The organism is Streptomyces axinellae, from assembly GCF_039532135.1.
Classification (GTDB): Bacteria; Actinomycetota; Actinomycetes; order Streptomycetales; family Streptomycetaceae; genus Streptomyces; species Streptomyces axinellae.
The window spans coordinates 296,354-311,292 of the sequence record NZ_BAAARJ010000002.1 but is presented as its reverse complement, the minus strand read 5'-3'; the positions used below and the strand labels follow the sequence as shown (position 1 = coordinate 311,292).

Here is a 14,939-nt window from a genome sequence, read left to right as displayed (position 1 = left end):
TGCGCCGGACCCCGGGATACCCCCCGGTCAACGGCCGGTCACGGCCCTAGAAGCCGAGCCGGCGCAGCTGCTTGGGATCGCGCTGCCAGTCCTTGGCGACCTTCACATGCAGATCGAGGTAGACCGGGGTGCCCAGCAGCGCCTCGATGTGCTTGCGCGAAGCGCTGCCGACCTCCTTGAGCCGCCTGCCCTTGGGCCCGATCACGATGCCCTTCTGGCTCGGCCGTTCGATGAAGATGTTGGCGTGCACATCCAGCAGCGGCCGGTCGGCGGGGCGGTCCTCGCGCGGCAGCATCTCCTCGACCACGACCGCGATCGAGTGCGGCAGCTCGTCCCGTACACCCTCCAGCGCCGCCTCGCGGATCAGCTCGGCGACCATGACCTGCTCGGGCTCGTCCGTCAGATCCCCGTCCGGGTACAGCGGCGGGCCCTCGGGCAGCAGCGGCACCAGCAGGTCGCCCAGCAGCCCCACCTGGGAGCCCTCGGTGGCCGACACCGGGATGATCTCGGCCCACTCGATGCCCAGTTCCTTGCCGAGCCGGTCCACTGCCATCAACTGCGCGGCCAGCACATCACCTGGCACCAGGTCGGACTTGGTGATGACGGCGACCTTGGGCGTGCGCTTCTTCAGCCCGGCCAGCTCGGCCGCGATGAAGCGGTCACCCGGGCCGAGCTTCTGGTCGGCGGGCAGGCAGAAGCCGACGATATCGACCTCGGACCAGGTGGTGCGCACCACGTCGTTGAGACGCTCGCCCAGCAGCGTGCGCGGCTTGTGCAGCCCGGGGGTGTCCACGAGGACGAGCTGCGCCTCGGGACGGTGCACGATGCCGCGCACCGTGTGCCGGGTGGTCTGCGGCCGGTTGGAGGTGATCGCGACCTTCGTGCCCACCAGCGCGTTGGTCAGCGTCGACTTGCCCGCGTTGGGGCGGCCGACGAAGCAGGCGAAGCCCGACCGGTGCGGGGCGTCGCCCGGTGCGCGGTCTTCGGTGTCGCCGGCGGGGGCGGAGGATGCGTTCATGCCCCCCATTGTCCCTGATCCGGGGGGCGCCCCGGCCCGGCGGTAGGAGGCCGGTGGCCTACGCCCGGCGGCCGGGCCCCGGTCAGCCCGCCGTCACCGTCGAGCGGTGCGCTCCGTCCGGCCCGGCAAGCAGCACGGGGGTGGCGGGGCCGCCCAGGTCGCGCACCGTGGCCAGGTCCTCATCCGGCACCCGCCCGGCCTCCGAGACCACCGCGGCGGCCTCCAGCGACTTCGCCCCCGACGCCACCGCCATCGCCACGGCGGTGCGCAGCGCGGACAACTGGAGCGAGGGCAGCGCGACCGAACCCGCCACATACGTACGCCCCGTCTCGTCGCGCACGGCGGCGCCCTCGGGGACCGCGTTGCGGGCGCGGGCGCTGCGCGCCAGCGTGAGGATCTTGCGGTCTTCCGGGTCCAGGTCCAGGCCGTCGCTGCTCTGCTCACTCATGACGGTGAGCATATGCGGTGCCCTCCGGGCCCCCTCGTCCCGGCATCCCGCGGCCGGCCTCACCCGGGGCCGGTGCCGGAGGCCGTCGGGGAGGGAGTCTTCCTCGCCGTCACCCGCTGGAGGCGCTTGAGCGCCGTCCTGGCCGCGTCCTCCGTCAGCGCGGCGTCGCCGCTGCCAGGGGAGAGCACGGCGGTTCCGGTGGTGTTCTGCCCGGCGCGGGCCAGTACGAGGTCCAGCGTGACCTGTGAGCCGTCGGCCGGGCCGCCCGCTGCCTTGCCGCGCAGCCTGGCGCCGGGGCTGTCCTCGCCCAGGTAGGCGCCCTTCAGGGGCGAGACCGCGAAGTCGATGACGACCGACTTGTTCCTGGTGCGGAACTTGGGGCAACTATCCCGCACGCTCTCGAAGGTGCTCACGGTGCGGATCGCGTCGGTGCCGTCGTAGGAGGCGACCGCGCTGGAGAGATAGGGGCCGCGCCCGCGACCGCCCGCGCGGTAGTCGCGTGCCGCGTCCGTCCTGGCCTCGTGGCCGCTCAGGTGTCCGACGAGTGTGTCGAACAGCTTCTCGCAGTTGCGGTCCCGGGTGCTGAGGTCCCTCGGAACGTCACCGGTCAAGGTGGTGACGTTCCGGCCGATGGTCCGCCACCCGCCGGGCAGGCTGCCCGGGGCGAGCAGCGCGTTGGTGACCTGCCGTTCGTCGAGCACCCCCGCGCCACCGGAGGGCGGGCCGGAAGAGGCGGAGGGGGAGCCGGACGGCGGCGGGTGCGAGGCCGAGGGGGAGCTGGGGGAGGCCGAACCCCGGCCCCCGCCCGGCCCTCCGCCATCGCCGCACCCCGCGAGGAACAACAGCGCGGCGAGGGCCGGCGCGGTGGCGGCACAGGGGCGGCGGGCGTGGCGCATGGCGGGCCTTTCGACGGCGGGCTTCCCGTCTCCGAGGCTTCGACACCCGGCACCGCCGTCTCGACGCCCGAACAGGTGACGGAAGAACCGGCGCCGCTCAGCCGCGGTCGAGCAACAGCCGCTCCGCACGCGGAAGTTTGGCCACGACCAGGTCGTAGGAATCCTCGACCATCTCGCGTACCGTCCGCTCCGACAGGCTGCCATCGAGCGTGACGGTGTTCCAGTGCCGCTTGTTGAGGTGCCAGCCCGCACGGATGGCGGGGTGGGCCTCACGCAGCCGTACCGCGATCTCCGGCTCGCACTTCAGGCTCACCCGCAGCGGGGCCGCGTCCAGCGAGCTGAGCGCGAAGATCTTCTCCTTGACCTTGAACGTGGACAGCTCCGGGTTCCCCGGAAACGGAAAGTCCTCCCAGGCCCCGTTCTGTTCGAGACAGACCGCTCTCAGCTCCTCGGGTGTCATGGAGCCAGCGTAGGCCGCCCGAACAGCGCGGGCCAGGCGGATCGGAGCAGGCCGGAGAGCCGAGGAGGCAGCCGGGCCGGAACAGGACCCGCGGCCCTACCCCTCGCGGGTGGCCGTGCTCTCCACCCCGTCCGTCATGACCGGCTCGCGTACCGGCTCGACGAGCACCGTGATGATCTTGTTGCGTCGCCCGGCCGGGGACTCCGCGGTCAGCCGCAGGCCCGTCAGCGTCGGGTCGGAGCGGTCCTCGGAGACATCGACCGTGGTCGTCGCGCCCGCGATGGGCACACGGCCCAGCGACTTGGCGAGCAGCCCGCCGACCGTCTCGACGTCCTCGTCGTCCAGCTCCAGCCCGAACAGCTCGCCCAGGTCGCCGATGTCCAGCCGGGCCGTGACGCGGTAGCTGCCCTCGCCCAGGTCCTCGACGGGCGGCAGCTCGCGGTCGTACTCGTCGGTGATCTCACCGACGATCTCCTCCAGGATGTCCTCGATGGTGACGATGCCGGCCGTGCCGCCGTACTCGTCGATCACCACGGCGACATGGATGCGGTCCTGCTGCATCTCGCGCAGCAGATCCCCCGCGTTCTTCGTGTCGGGCACGAAGGTCGCGGGGCGCATGGCGGTCGAGACCAGCTCGCCCTCCGCGTCCCGGTTGATGTGCACCTTGCGCGCCAGATCCTTGAGGTAGACGATCCCGACCACGTCGTCCTCGCTCTCCCCGACCACCGGGATGCGCGAGAAGCCCGAGCGCAGCGCCAGCGTCAGCGCCTGCCGGATGGTCTTGAACCGCTCGATGGTGATCAGATCCGTACGCGGGACCATCACCTCGCGCACCAGCCTGTCGCCGAGCTGGAAGACGGAGTGCACCATCTTCCGCTCCTCGGCCTCGATGAGCGACTCCCGCTCCGCGAGGTCCACCATGGCGCGCAGCTCCGCCTCGCTCGCGAACGGGCCCTTGCGGAAGCCCTTGCCGGGAGTGAGCGCGTTGCCGAGGAGGATGAGCAACTGCGGGACGGGCCCCAGGATGCGGGCCAGCGGCACCAGCACGTAGGCGGCGGCAGTGGCCGTGTTGAGCGGGTGCTGGCGGCCGATGGTGCGCGGCGAGACACCGATGGCGACATAGCTGACGAAGACCATCACCCCTATGGCGATGACCAGCGCCTCCCAACTCGCTTCCACGGTGCGCAGGCAGTAGTACGTCACCAGCGCGCCCGCCGCCACCTCACAGGCCACCCGCAGGAGCAGCGCGAGGTTGAGGTAGCGCGTCGGATCGGCGGCGACGGCCGCGAGCTTGGCACTGCCCTTACGGCCCTGACGGACCGCCTCCTCGGCGCGGTAGCTCGTCGTACGCGCCAGCCCCGCCTCGGCACAGGCCGCGAGCCAGGCCACGATCACCAGCAGGACGGCCGCCGCGACCAGTTGTGTGGTCACGAGGTCGTCGTGGGGGCCGGGGAAGGCCCGGTCAGGCCGTGCTCGCCGCGCCAGCCGTCCACGATGGCGGCCTGGAGGCCGAACATCTCGGCCTTCTCGCGGGCCTCCTCATGGTCGTAGCCCAGCAGGTGCAGCACACCGTGGACGGTGAGCAGCTGAAGCTCCTCGTCCATGGAGTGCCGCGTCGGCGCCTCGGCGCCCTGCTTCTCGGCGACGTCCGGACACAGCACGATGTCCCCGAGGAGGCCCTGGGGGGGCTCCTCCTCGTCCCGGGTGGGCGGGCGCAGCTCGTCCATCGGGAAGGACATCACGTCCGTGGGCCCCGGCAGATCCATCCACTGGAGGTGCAGCCGCTCCATCGTGTCGGTGTCCACGATGATCACCGACAGCTCGGAGAGCGGATGGATGCGCATCCGGGCCAGGGCGTAGCGGGCGATGTCGAGCAGCGCCCGCTCATCGACCTGGCGGCCGGATTCGTTGTTGACGTCGATCGACATGGCGCGGGTCGGTTACTTCCTCTTGCTGTGGCCCCGCTGCGGCGGCCCGCCGTTGCCGTTGCCCGCCGCGGGGGCGGAGTCGCGGGCCGTCTCGCGGGCTGAATCGCGGGGGGAGGTGCGGGCGGTCTCCTGGGCGCTGTCATAGCGGTCGTAGGCATCGACGATACGGCCCACGAGCTTGTGGCGGACCACGTCCGTGCTGGTGAGCTGCGAGAAGTGCACATCCTCGACGCCCTCCAGGATCTCCTGGACCTGGCGCAGCCCGCTCTTCGTGCCGCCCGGAAGATCGACCTGGGTGACATCGCCCGTGATCACGATCTTGGAATCGAAGCCGAGGCGGGTGAGGAACATCTTCATCTGCTCGGGGCTGGTGTTCTGCGCCTCGTCCAGGATGATGAACGCGTCATTGAGGGTGTTGTGCGTCAGCAGATAGTCACTCGTGACGTACAGCGAATCCTCGGCCGCGACCTGGATGCAGACGGCTTCCTCGCGCCCGGCGGGTTCGATGCTGTGGATGAAGCGCATCGGACGGCCGCCGCCGCCCGCCGAGTGGTACTTCTGACGCTTCCGTGCCAGCCGGAACGGTTCGACGCCTTCCGGGAGCCGGATATCGATGACGTGGGCGTCATGGCGGTAAGTGACGTCCCTCCCGTTTGCCTTCCCGGGGGTCCGGCCCGCCGCGGCCCGGCGACGAGCGTAGGCGACGCCTCCCAGCGACTGCACCAGGCCGATGACGTCGTCCCGCAGCAGCACGGATGTCGTCGTGTACTGGATCCGGCACGTCCGGTCGTCCTGGACCACCGACCCGCCGTCCGAGTCGAGCAGGCCCTGAAGCACCGCAAGCCGGACGTCGGCGGAATTCCGCTGGTAGGACTCGGGAACGAACTGCGAGACCGAATGGGTCCCCAACAGGTCCAGACGGCGCAGGGCACCGGTGACCGGGTTCTCCAGAGTGACGACGTCACCGGGCTCCCGGACGCGATTCGGCGTGTAGTCGACACGGTCCTTGTGCCGCAGCTGGATGCCGGGCAGCGCGGCCTCCAGAGCCTCGGCCAGCTCAGGATCCGCGGTGGAGAAGCTCGGGGTGGTCGAACCGGTCAGGCATCCGTCGCCGAGCAGCAGCCCCAAGGCGTAGGGGTCCATCGGAACCGGCTGCTCGGGGAAGGAGACAGGGGCGGTGAGGAGCGGCAGCTCGTAGCGGCGGGCGTGGGCGGCGCGTAGTTCGCCGATCATTTCCCGGGTCTCCAGCACCCGCCACGGCTTGTCACGCCGACGGTCGGAGGCCGTACGAACCGTCCACAGGTGTTCACCGCAGCACAGTGTCCACGACCCGTCCTGTGCCGTGACGCGGTAGATGTCCTTCTCGCCCTGTGGGTAGACGCCGAGGACCGGAGTGGGCTCGCCATTGGAACCAACGACCAGGTCACCGACGCTCAAGTCGCCGATGGCGCGCCAGCCGTCCGGGGTGAGCACGTTGGTGAACACGGGCTGCGCCCGTCCCCGCATGTATGCCAGCGGTGCGACCTCGATCGTCCCGGCCGCCATCAGGCGGGGGATGGAGTCGGGGTCGAGCATGTCGTGCAGCGCGTCGTAGAGCGGGCGCAGATAGGGGTCGATCTTCTCGTAGAGCGTGCCCGGCAGGAAGCCGAGGCGCTCGCCGGCCTCGACGGCGGGGCGGGTCAGGATGATGCGTGTGACCTGCTTGGCCTGGAGCGCCTGCACGGCCTTTGCCATGGCCAGGTACGTCTTGCCGGTGCCGGCGGGGCCGATGCCGAAGACGACCGTGTGTTTGTCGATCGCGTCCACATAGCGCTTCTGGTTGAGCGTCTTGGGACGGATCGTGCGGCCCCGGTTGGAGAGGATGTTCTGGGTGAGCACCTCGGCGGGCGTCTCGTCGGCGGCGCCCGTGCCGTTCTCCTGGGCGCGCAGCATGGAGATGGAGCGCTCCACCGCGTCCTCCGTCATCGGCTGGCCGGTGCGCAGCACCAGCATCATCTCGTCGAAAAGGCGCTGGACCAGGGCTACCTCCGCGGCATCGCCGGTGGCGCTGATCTCGTTTCCGCGGACGTGGATGTCCGTCCGGGGAAACGCGTTCTCGATCACGCGCAGCAGGGAGTCTCCTGAGCCCAGCACCGTCACCATCGGGTGCTTGGCAGGCACGGTGAAGCGGGCGGTTTCCTGCCCGGATCCGGCCTGTGATGGGGTTGTCCGCGTCATGGGCGGCCACTGGGGCCTGCTCATCTCCCTCTCTGCGCCGCTGGTTCTACCTGGTCCCAGAGTACGACGCCCCGGTGACAGCGCCTCCCGCTTTTCCGCCGGGTCCGCCCGGGCACCCGCCCGTTCCGCCGAGCGCCGTCCCGCGCCGCCGCGCGAGCCCGCCCCGCGAGCCCCGGCGGAGCCGTCAGCCCGCGGGCGGGCGGAAGCCGAGGGTGGGTACGGCTCTGCGCGGCGGGGCCGAGGGGGCGCAGGCGGTCAGGATGCGGTCCAGGAAGGCGTAGCGCCCGCCACACCCCTGGCTCTCCTCCTCCCGGTGCGTGCGCCACCACGCGGCGATTTCGGGCCAGCCCGGTGCCGAGAGCGAGCCGCCGAACTCCTGCACGGACAGTGCGGCGGTCAGTCCGGCGAAGGCCAGCCGTTCGGCCAGCGGCCAGCCCGCCAGGCTGCCGGTCACGAAACCGGCCACGAAGACATCGCCCGCGCCCGTCGTATCCAGCGCGTCCACCACGATCCCCGGCACGGAGGCGGTCTCACCGGTGCGCCCGTCCACCGCGTACGCCCCCTCCGCGCCCATCGTGACGACGGCCAGCGGAACGGAGGAGGTCAGCGCGTGCGCGGCGGCGCGCGGGCAGTCCGTGCCGGTGTAGCGCATGGCCTCGGCGGCGTTCGGCAGGAACGCCTCGCAGTCGGGCAGTTCGGCCAGCGCCGCCAGGTCCCAGCGCCCTGTCTCGTCCCAGCCGACGTCGGCGAAGATGCGGCTGCCGCGCCGGGCCGCTGTCGCGATCCACTCCTGGGGCCGGCCGGGGACCAGTGAGGCGACACACGCGCCGGCCGGGGGCGGGCACTCCGGTGCGTCCGGGTCGTAGGCGGTCGCGGCGCTCTTGGGCGGCGCCTCGTGGCCGTGCGAGATCATCGTGCGTTCGCCCTCGTAGGCCATGGAGACCGTCACGGGCGAGTGCCAGCCGGGGACCGTGTGCGAGAGCGACAGGTCGATGCCCTCGCCGTGTTCCAGCACCTCGCGGCAGTAGTCGCCGTACATGTCGTCACCGAACGCGGCGGCCAGTGAGGTGTGCAGGCCGAGGCGGGCCAGCGCGGTGGCCATGTTCGCGATGCCGCCGGGGCTGGAGCCCATGCCGCGTGCCCAGGACTCGGTGCCGCGCACCGGGGCCGAGTCGAGCCCGGTGAAGATGATGTCGAGGAAGACGGTCCCGGTCAGGTACACATCGCAGTCGGGGCCGTCCGCCGGGCGCACCGGGGCGAGCGGGTCGAACAGCGGGGCGGGCCGCCCGCCGTGCCCGTGCGGGGACGCCGGGTACGCCGGGGGCGCAGCGCCCGAGGACCCATGCGGGGGCTGTCCGTGCTGGCTGTGCTGTTCGCGCTGTCCGTGCTGGATGCCTCGTCCGTGGGAGGAGAAGCGCCCGTGGGCGGAGGAGTCGTGCCCGTGCGAAGGAGTCTGTCCGTGCGCGGGGACCTCGCCGGATCCGGCGGTCCTACGCGTGCTCACCGTGCTCACCGTGCCTTCCCCGTCACCTGCCGCCTGCCCGTCGCCGCCCCCGGCCGTCGTGCCGCCGGACGGCCGCCGTCGAACGGCATCGCCGCCGGACGGCCACACTGCTGTGCCGCCACGCCGCGATACCACCGCGCCGCCGCAACCCTGGGGGTGCGGTGCCACCGACCATAGTCGCTACCGTTCGGGGACCGGATCGCCCTGTGCGGTACGTTCCGGCCCATGAGGCTGACGATTCTCGGCGGGGGCGGCTTCCGCGTCCCCCTGGTCCACCGCGCGCTGCTCGACGACGCGCGGCGGCGGCCCGCGGACGCCCCCGGCCGCTGCACCGAACTCGTGCTCTACGACACCGACCGTGACCGGCTCGCCGTCATCGCCTCCGTACTGGCCGCGCAGGCCGAGGACGTGCCCGGCGCGCCCGCCGTGCGGCTCGCCGAGGACCTGGACGAGGCGCTGCGCGGCACCGACTTCGTCTTCTCGGCGATCCGCGTGGGCGGCACGGCGGGACGGGTCGCGGACGAGCGGATCCCGCTGGCGGAGGGCGTGCTGGGACAGGAGACGGTCGGCGCCGGCGGCGTGCTGTACGCGCTGCGCACGGTGCCGGTCGCGGTCCGCATCGCCGAACGGGTGCGCGCCGTGGCACCGGATGCCTGGGTCATCAACTTCACCAACCCGGCCGGAATGGTCACCGAGGCCATGGCGCGGGTGCTGGGGGAGCGGGTCATCGGGATCTGCGACTCACCCCTCGGTCTGGTGCGCAGGGCGGCGCGGGCCGCCGGCGCCGACCCGGACACCGTCGAGTTCGACTACACGGGGCTCAACCACCTGGGCTGGCTGCGCTCGTTCCGGGAGCCCGGCGGCGCCGATCTGCTGCCCGGCCTGCTGGCCGATCCCGTGGCCCTCGACTCCTTCGAGGAGGGCAAGCTCTTCGGCGCCGAGTGGCTCCAGGCGCTGGGCGCGCTGCCGAACGAATACCTGCACTACTACTACTTCCGGCGCGAGACCCTCGACTCCGTCCGTACGGCGGCCGAGACCCGGGGCGAGTTCCTCGACCAGCAGCAGGGCGGGTTCTTCGCCCGCGCCGCCCGCGTCGTCCGCGACGCCCAAGAGCCGGCCGCTTCGTACGCGCTGTGGGAGCGCACCCGGCGCGAGCGCGAGGAGACCTACATGGCCGAGAGCCGCGAGGCGACCGGCGGGTGGCAGCGCGACAGCTGCGACCTGGACGGCGGCGGCTACGACCAGGTGGCGCTCGCGCTGATGCGTGCCATCGCGCGCGGGGAGCGTGCCCGGCTGGTGCTGAACGTGCCCAACGGCCGTACGGTTCCCGAGCTGTCGCCGGACGCGATCGTGGAGACCGTGTGCGAGGTGGACGGCGAGGGGGCGCGCCCGCTGGCCGCCGCGCCGCTGGGAGAGGCCGAGTTGGGCCTGGTGCTCCAGCTCAAGGCGGTCGAGCTGGCCGCCGTCGAGGCGGCGACGAGCGGTTCGCGCCGCGCAGCGCTGCGGGCCCTGGCCCTGCACCCGTTGGTCGATTCACCGGCCGTGGCCGCCCGCATCCTGGAGCGCGCGGGGCACTGAGGGAGCGCGTGGGGCACTGAGGCCGCCGGGGGGCGCGGCGGCGGAGGGCCGGACGCTGAATTTTACGGACTGTTGAATCTTCGCGCGTAGAGGGGGACTTGAGCGCGCTGTTACGGTCCCCGGGTTCTCCGCCCCTGTCACCCGCTTCCGGCGCCCGCCGACGAGGAGTCGCGCATGTCCCGCCCGCTCAGAACCGTTCTGCCCCTGGTGGCCGCAGCCGCCCTCGCCGGTACCGCGCTGTTCGGCGCCGGCCAGGCCACCGCCGAGCACTCGGTGCCCGCCAGTGACAAGGAGATCCCCAACCTCGATCAGGTGAAGACGAAGATCGAGGCGTACTACGGGGACATCGAGACCGGGGACGGCGAGCACTACGCCTCCCCGCGCGGCAACTACGCCGCGCAGGTGCGCGGCATCGCCGCGGACGCGCGCAAGGACCTCCAGCGCGACCTGGGCGAGTACGAGCGCCCCGCCGCTCACCCGAAGGACCGCGCCGCGCACGGCAAGGCGGGGAAGAACAAGCCCGCCATCGTCCTGGACGTGGACGACACCACGCTGCTCACCTACAACTTCGAGCGGCGCGTGGGCTACCACTTCACCCAGCAGGCGCAGGACACCTACCTGCGCACCACCGACATGGATCCGGTCTTCGGCATGCGCGCGCTGGTGAACTGGGCACACAAGAAGGGCGTGACGGTCTTCTTCCTGACCGGCCGCAAGGAGTACCAGCGCGACTGGAGCGTGCGGAACCTCAAGAAGGCGGGCTACCGCAACCCGGTGGACAAGGCGCACTTCTTCCTCAAGGACGAGAAGAACCCGCCCCCGTACCTGGAGTGCGGCAGCGAGTGCACCACCGTGGAGTACAAGTCGGGCACCCGCGCGCACATCGAGAAGCAGGGCTACGACATCCTCGCCAACTTCGGCGACCAGTACAGCGACCTGAAGGGCGGCCACGCCGCCAGGAAGGTCAAGCTGCCGAACCCCATGTACTACCTGCCCTGACCCCGGGCCTGCCCTGCCCTGCCCCGCCCTGCCCTGCCCCCTGCCCCCGGCCCCGGGGAGGACAGGGCGGGGCGGGACGAGACCGGTGCGTGGGCGGGCCCGTGGTCAGGCGCCTTCCTTCAGGACCCTTCTGACCAGCTCCCGCTGGGAGTCGGTCAGCTTGGGGTCGGCGCAGTGGGCGGTGCTGTCATCGACCTTGATCTCGTAGTGGAACCCGTCGGGCACGCCCGTCGGCGGCTCGCCCAGGCCCTGGAGGAGCGCGTCGCGCGCCAGCTCCGCGATCTCGGGGGCGTCGGACAGCCCGGCGGTGTCGAGGGTGGCTCGGCGGGTGAGCCCGCCGAAGCCACCCGTACGGATAACGGTGATACGCATACGGCCATCCTGGCTGCCATCCGGCCCCGCGTTAAGTGACCGGACGGGCCGCCCTTACTTCCCGGCCGCCTCCTGGGGCGCGACGCCCACCTCGGACCAGCACTTGAGGACGGCCTCGCGCTCCGCGCTGCCGTCGCCGTAGCGGCTGCCGGCCGCCTTGGCGGTGGCGGCGGCGAAGGCCGCGAAATCGCAGGTCGGCGACAGTCCGCCCGAGGTGAGGGTGTCGTACCAGATCTGCCCGGCGCGCTCCCAGGCGTGCCCGCCCAGCTCCTTGGCGAGCTGGTAGAAGGCGTGGTTGGGGATGCCGGAGTTGATGTGCACGCCGCCGTTGTCGGTGCCGGTGTCCACGTAGTCCGCCATCGTGGCCGGCTGCGGGTCCTTGCCGAGCACGTCGTCGTCGTAGGCGGTGCCCGGCGCCTTCATGGAGCGCAGCGCCTCGCCCTCGACCTGGTCGGTGAACAGCCCGACGCCGATCAGCCAGTCGGCCTGGTCGGCGGTCTGGCCCAGGCTGTGCTGCTTGATGAGGGAGCCGAAGACATCGGAGACCGACTCGTTGAGCGCGCCCGACTGGCCGAAATACTCCAGGTTGGCGGTGTACTGCGTGACCCCGTGCGTCAGTTCGTGGCCGATCACGTCCACGGGCAGGGTGAAGTCGCGGAACACCTCGCCGTCGCCGTCCCCGAACACCATCTGCTCGCCGTCCCAGAAGGCGTTGCCGTACTCCTCGCCGTAGTGGACCGAGGCGTTCAGCGGCAGCCCGGAGCCGTCGATCGAGTAGCGGCCGTAGGCGGACAGATACAGCTCGAAGGTGGCGCCCAGCCCGGCGTAGGCGCGGTTGACCGAGGCGTCCTTCGAGGGCTGGTCGCCCTCCTCCCTGACCTTCTCGCCGGGCAGGGTCTCCTTTTTTTTCGCGTCGTAGATGGTGCGCTGCGGCTTCTGGTCCGCGGTGTCGGCGGGGGGCCGGGCGGGGGCCAGTGCCGCATGGCGGATCGTGATGACCCGGCGGCGGGTGCGCTGGGAGGCGTCCCGCTCCAGGGTGCGGCGGGCGCGCCCGGAGAGGGCCTCGCTCTCGCCCCGGGAGAGCCGGTCGAGGAGGTGCGGGGGAACGATCGTGCAGAAGACGGGGTGGGACTGATGCGAGTGCGCGGGATGTGCGTCCATAAGACGCAATGTGGCACTACGTCATCGTCCTGTCACTGGGAGCTGCCGGAATTCGCGCAAAACGCTGTTGAACGGCTCTTCCCCTGCGCGGTTGCCGGCGATGCGCTATCCCGCATAGTGATACGCCCCAGTCGCTCCCCGTGGCCTCGGTTAGGGTGGTCGGCATCATGCGTTTCGGGATGCTTCTTCTTAGCTGCCGCGGCGAGGGTCTGTAGCCACCGCAAGGCCGACCCCCTCCCCGCGGAGTTCGGTGCTGTCCGGTCGGTCCCCGAAACCCGTTCGCCCCTCGTCCGAGCGACTCCCCGGCCCTGAGCCTCATCACCTCGCCGGGACGCGGACGAGCTGTGCGATCCCTCACAGGAGCCTCACGCGTTATGACTTCCCACGCCCCCATCGGCCGAGCCACCCCGAGCGCCCCCGGCGTCGTGCACCAGCGCCCCTCGGGGATGCCCGCCCACAAGTACGGGCAGTACGAGGCGGTCGACATCCCCGACCGCACCTGGCCCGGCAACCGCATCACGAAGGCCCCCCGCTGGCTCTCGACCGACCTGCGCGACGGCAACCAGGCCCTGATCGACCCGATGTCCCCGGCCCGCAAGCGCGAGATGTTCGACCTGCTGGTGCGCATGGGCTACAAGGAGATCGAGGTCGGCTTCCCCTCCTCGGGCCGGACCGACTTCGATTTCGTCCGCTCGATCATCGAGGAGGACGCGATCCCGGAGGACGTGACGATCTCCGTCCTCACCCAGGCACGCGAGGAGCTGATCGAGCGCACCGTGGAGTCACTGGTCGGCGCGCACCGGGCCACCGTCCACCTGTACAACGCCACCGCGCCGGTCTTCCGCGAGGTGGTCTTCCGCGGCACCCGCGAGCAGGTCAGGCAGATCGCCGTGGACGGCACCCGCCAGGTGATGGAGTACGCCGAGAAGCTGCTGGACGACCGGACCGTCTTCGGCTATCAGTACAGCCCCGAGATCTTCACCGACACCGAGCTGGACTTCGCGCTGGAGGTCTGCGAGGGCGTCATGGACGTCTGGCAGCCGGAGGACGGCCGCGAGATCATCCTCAACCTGCCGGCCACGGTCGAGCGCTCCACCCCCAGCACCCACGCCGACCGCTTCGAGTGGATGGGCCGCCACCTGTCCCGGCGCGAACACGTATGCCTGTCCGTACACCCCCACAACGACCGGGGTACCGCGGTGGCGGCGGCCGAGCTGGCCGTGATGGCGGGTGCCGACCGCGTCGAGGGCTGCCTGTTCGGGCAGGGCGAGCGCACCGGGAACGTCGATCTGGTCACCCTGGGGATGAACCTGTTCAGCCAGGGCGTGGACCCGATGATCGACTTCTCGGACATCGACGAGATCCGCCGCACCGCCGAGTACTGCAACCAGATGGAGATCCACCCCCGCCACCCCTACGCGGGAGACCTGGTCTACACCGCCTTCTCCGGCTCCCACCAGGACGCCATCAAGAAGGGCTTCGAGGCGATGGAGGTCCGCGCCGCCGAAGCGGGCAAGACGGTGGACGAGATCGAGTGGGCCGTGCCGTACCTGCCCATCGACCCCAAGGACGTGGGCCGCTCCTACGAGGCCGTCATCCGCGTCAACTCCCAGTCCGGCAAGGGCGGTATCGCCTACGTGCTCAAGGGCGAGCACAGCCTGGACCTGCCCCGCCGGATGCAGGTGGAGTTCTCGAAGATCATCCAGGCGAAGACCGACTCCGACGGCGGCGAGGTCACCCCCGCCGACATCTGGTCGGTCTTCCAGGACGAGTACCTGCCCGCCGAGGGCGGCGGCTGGGGCCGCATCACCCTCAAGGGCGCGCAGACCTCGACCACCAGCGAAGGCCAGGACGCACTGACCGTAGAGGCCGTCGTGGACGGCGAGCCCACGGAGCTGAGCGGCACCGGCAACGGCCCGCTGGCCGCGTTCTTCGACGCGCTGCACGCCATCGACGTGGACGTACGGCTCCTGGACTACGTGGAGCACACGCTGAGCGAGGGCGCGGGCGCACAGGCCGCCGCGTACATCGAGTGCGCCGTGGACGGCAAGGTGCTGTGGGGCGTCGGCATCGACGGGAACATCGTCCGGGCCTCGATCAAGGCCGCCGTCTCCGCGGTGAACCGCGCACACCGCCGCTGATTGTCGCTTTCGCCCTGGGGGTGCCGGGCCCTGGGGGCCCGGCACCTGTCGGCCCCGGTTCTCATCCGGTGCCGCCCCCCCGGGGGCCTCGGCCTTGCCGATAGCCCGGGCCTCGGCCCTGGTGCCGGGTGGGGGTGCCCCTGTGCGTGTGCGGAGTGCGGGTTCTCCCCCAAGCTCTTCGAGCAGGGAGGTGCCCCCAGGCTGGGCGCTCCCCCAA

The 14,939-nt window shown here is 71.4% G+C and carries 13 protein-coding genes; 3 read left to right on the top strand and 10 right to left on the bottom strand.

Annotated elements, in window-relative coordinates:
- Nucleotides 1-46: 46 nt before the first annotated feature.
- The 8 genes from era to ABD339_RS03740 all read right to left on the bottom strand — a co-directional run bounded on the left by era (nt 47) and on the right by ABD339_RS03740 (nt 8,240).
- Entirely contained in the window at nt 47-1,018 is a 972-nt protein-coding gene (gene era / locus ABD339_RS03775) for a GTPase Era (protein ID WP_344562053.1), read from the bottom strand.
- A gap of 82 nt (nt 1,019-1,100) precedes the next feature.
- Nucleotides 1,101-1,478 carry a cytidine deaminase gene (locus tag ABD339_RS03770; RefSeq protein ID WP_425575873.1) on the bottom strand — a complete coding sequence of 126 codons (378 nt, stop codon included), beginning with the start codon at nt 1,476-1,478 and terminating at the stop codon, nt 1,101-1,103.
- Between the two features lie 47 nt (nt 1,479-1,525).
- The gene (locus ABD339_RS03765; RefSeq protein WP_344562050.1) at nt 1,526-2,362 is read right to left on the bottom strand and encodes a hypothetical protein; all 837 of its coding nucleotides are present in this window, start codon (nt 2,360-2,362) and stop codon (nt 1,526-1,528) included.
- A 97-nt stretch (nt 2,363-2,459) separates the two neighbouring features.
- A complete protein-coding gene (locus ABD339_RS03760; RefSeq protein WP_344562049.1) occupies nt 2,460-2,822 on the bottom strand; it encodes an MmcQ/YjbR family DNA-binding protein in 363 nt (120 codons plus the stop codon).
- Nucleotides 2,823-2,918: 96 nt separating this feature from the next.
- Nucleotides 2,919-4,253, bottom strand: a complete 1,335-nt coding sequence (locus ABD339_RS03755) for a hemolysin family protein (protein WP_344562047.1) — start codon at nt 4,251-4,253, stop codon at nt 2,919-2,921.
- Nucleotides 4,250-4,750 carry an rRNA maturation RNase YbeY gene (gene ybeY, locus ABD339_RS03750; protein WP_344562045.1) on the bottom strand — a complete coding sequence of 167 codons (501 nt, stop codon included), beginning with the start codon at nt 4,748-4,750 and terminating at the stop codon, nt 4,250-4,252. Before ybeY ends, ABD339_RS03755 begins: the two co-directional genes overlap by 4 nt.
- A 12-nt stretch (nt 4,751-4,762) precedes the next feature.
- Nucleotides 4,763-6,892 (bottom strand): PhoH family protein, encoded by a 2,130-nt coding sequence (locus ABD339_RS03745; protein ID WP_425575880.1) that lies wholly within the window; start codon nt 6,890-6,892, stop codon nt 4,763-4,765.
- Between the two features lie 259 nt (nt 6,893-7,151).
- Entirely contained in the window at nt 7,152-8,240 is a 1,089-nt protein-coding gene (locus ABD339_RS03740) for a carbohydrate kinase family protein (protein ID WP_344562349.1), read from the bottom strand.
- Between the two features lie 456 nt (nt 8,241-8,696).
- On the opposite strand from ABD339_RS03740, the gene ABD339_RS03735 reads away from it, so the two are divergent.
- Nucleotides 8,697-10,049, top strand: coding sequence for a family 4 glycosyl hydrolase (locus tag ABD339_RS03735; RefSeq protein ID WP_344562041.1), 1,353 nt, complete (start codon nt 8,697-8,699; stop codon nt 10,047-10,049).
- A 174-nt stretch (nt 10,050-10,223) separates the two neighbouring features.
- Nucleotides 10,224-11,048 (top strand): HAD family acid phosphatase, encoded by an 825-nt coding sequence (locus tag ABD339_RS03730; RefSeq protein ID WP_344562039.1) that lies wholly within the window; start codon nt 10,224-10,226, stop codon nt 11,046-11,048.
- A gap of 105 nt (nt 11,049-11,153) precedes the next feature.
- Here ABD339_RS03730 and ABD339_RS03725 read toward each other — a convergent pair whose 3' ends face one another.
- Entirely contained in the window at nt 11,154-11,420 is a 267-nt protein-coding gene (locus ABD339_RS03725) for a protealysin inhibitor emfourin (protein WP_344562037.1), read from the bottom strand.
- Nucleotides 11,421-11,474: 54 nt separating this feature from the next.
- On the bottom strand, nt 11,475-12,581 hold the full coding sequence (locus ABD339_RS03720) for a M4 family metallopeptidase (protein WP_344562035.1): 1,107 nt from the start codon (nt 12,579-12,581) through the stop codon (nt 11,475-11,477).
- A 374-nt stretch (nt 12,582-12,955) separates the two neighbouring features.
- Here ABD339_RS03720 and leuA point away from each other — a divergent pair, with 374 nt between their 5' ends.
- Nucleotides 12,956-14,722 carry a 2-isopropylmalate synthase gene (gene leuA, locus ABD339_RS03715; RefSeq protein WP_344562031.1) on the top strand — a complete coding sequence of 589 codons (1,767 nt, stop codon included), beginning with the start codon at nt 12,956-12,958 and terminating at the stop codon, nt 14,720-14,722.
- The last annotated feature ends 217 nt before the right edge of the window (nt 14,723-14,939 follow it).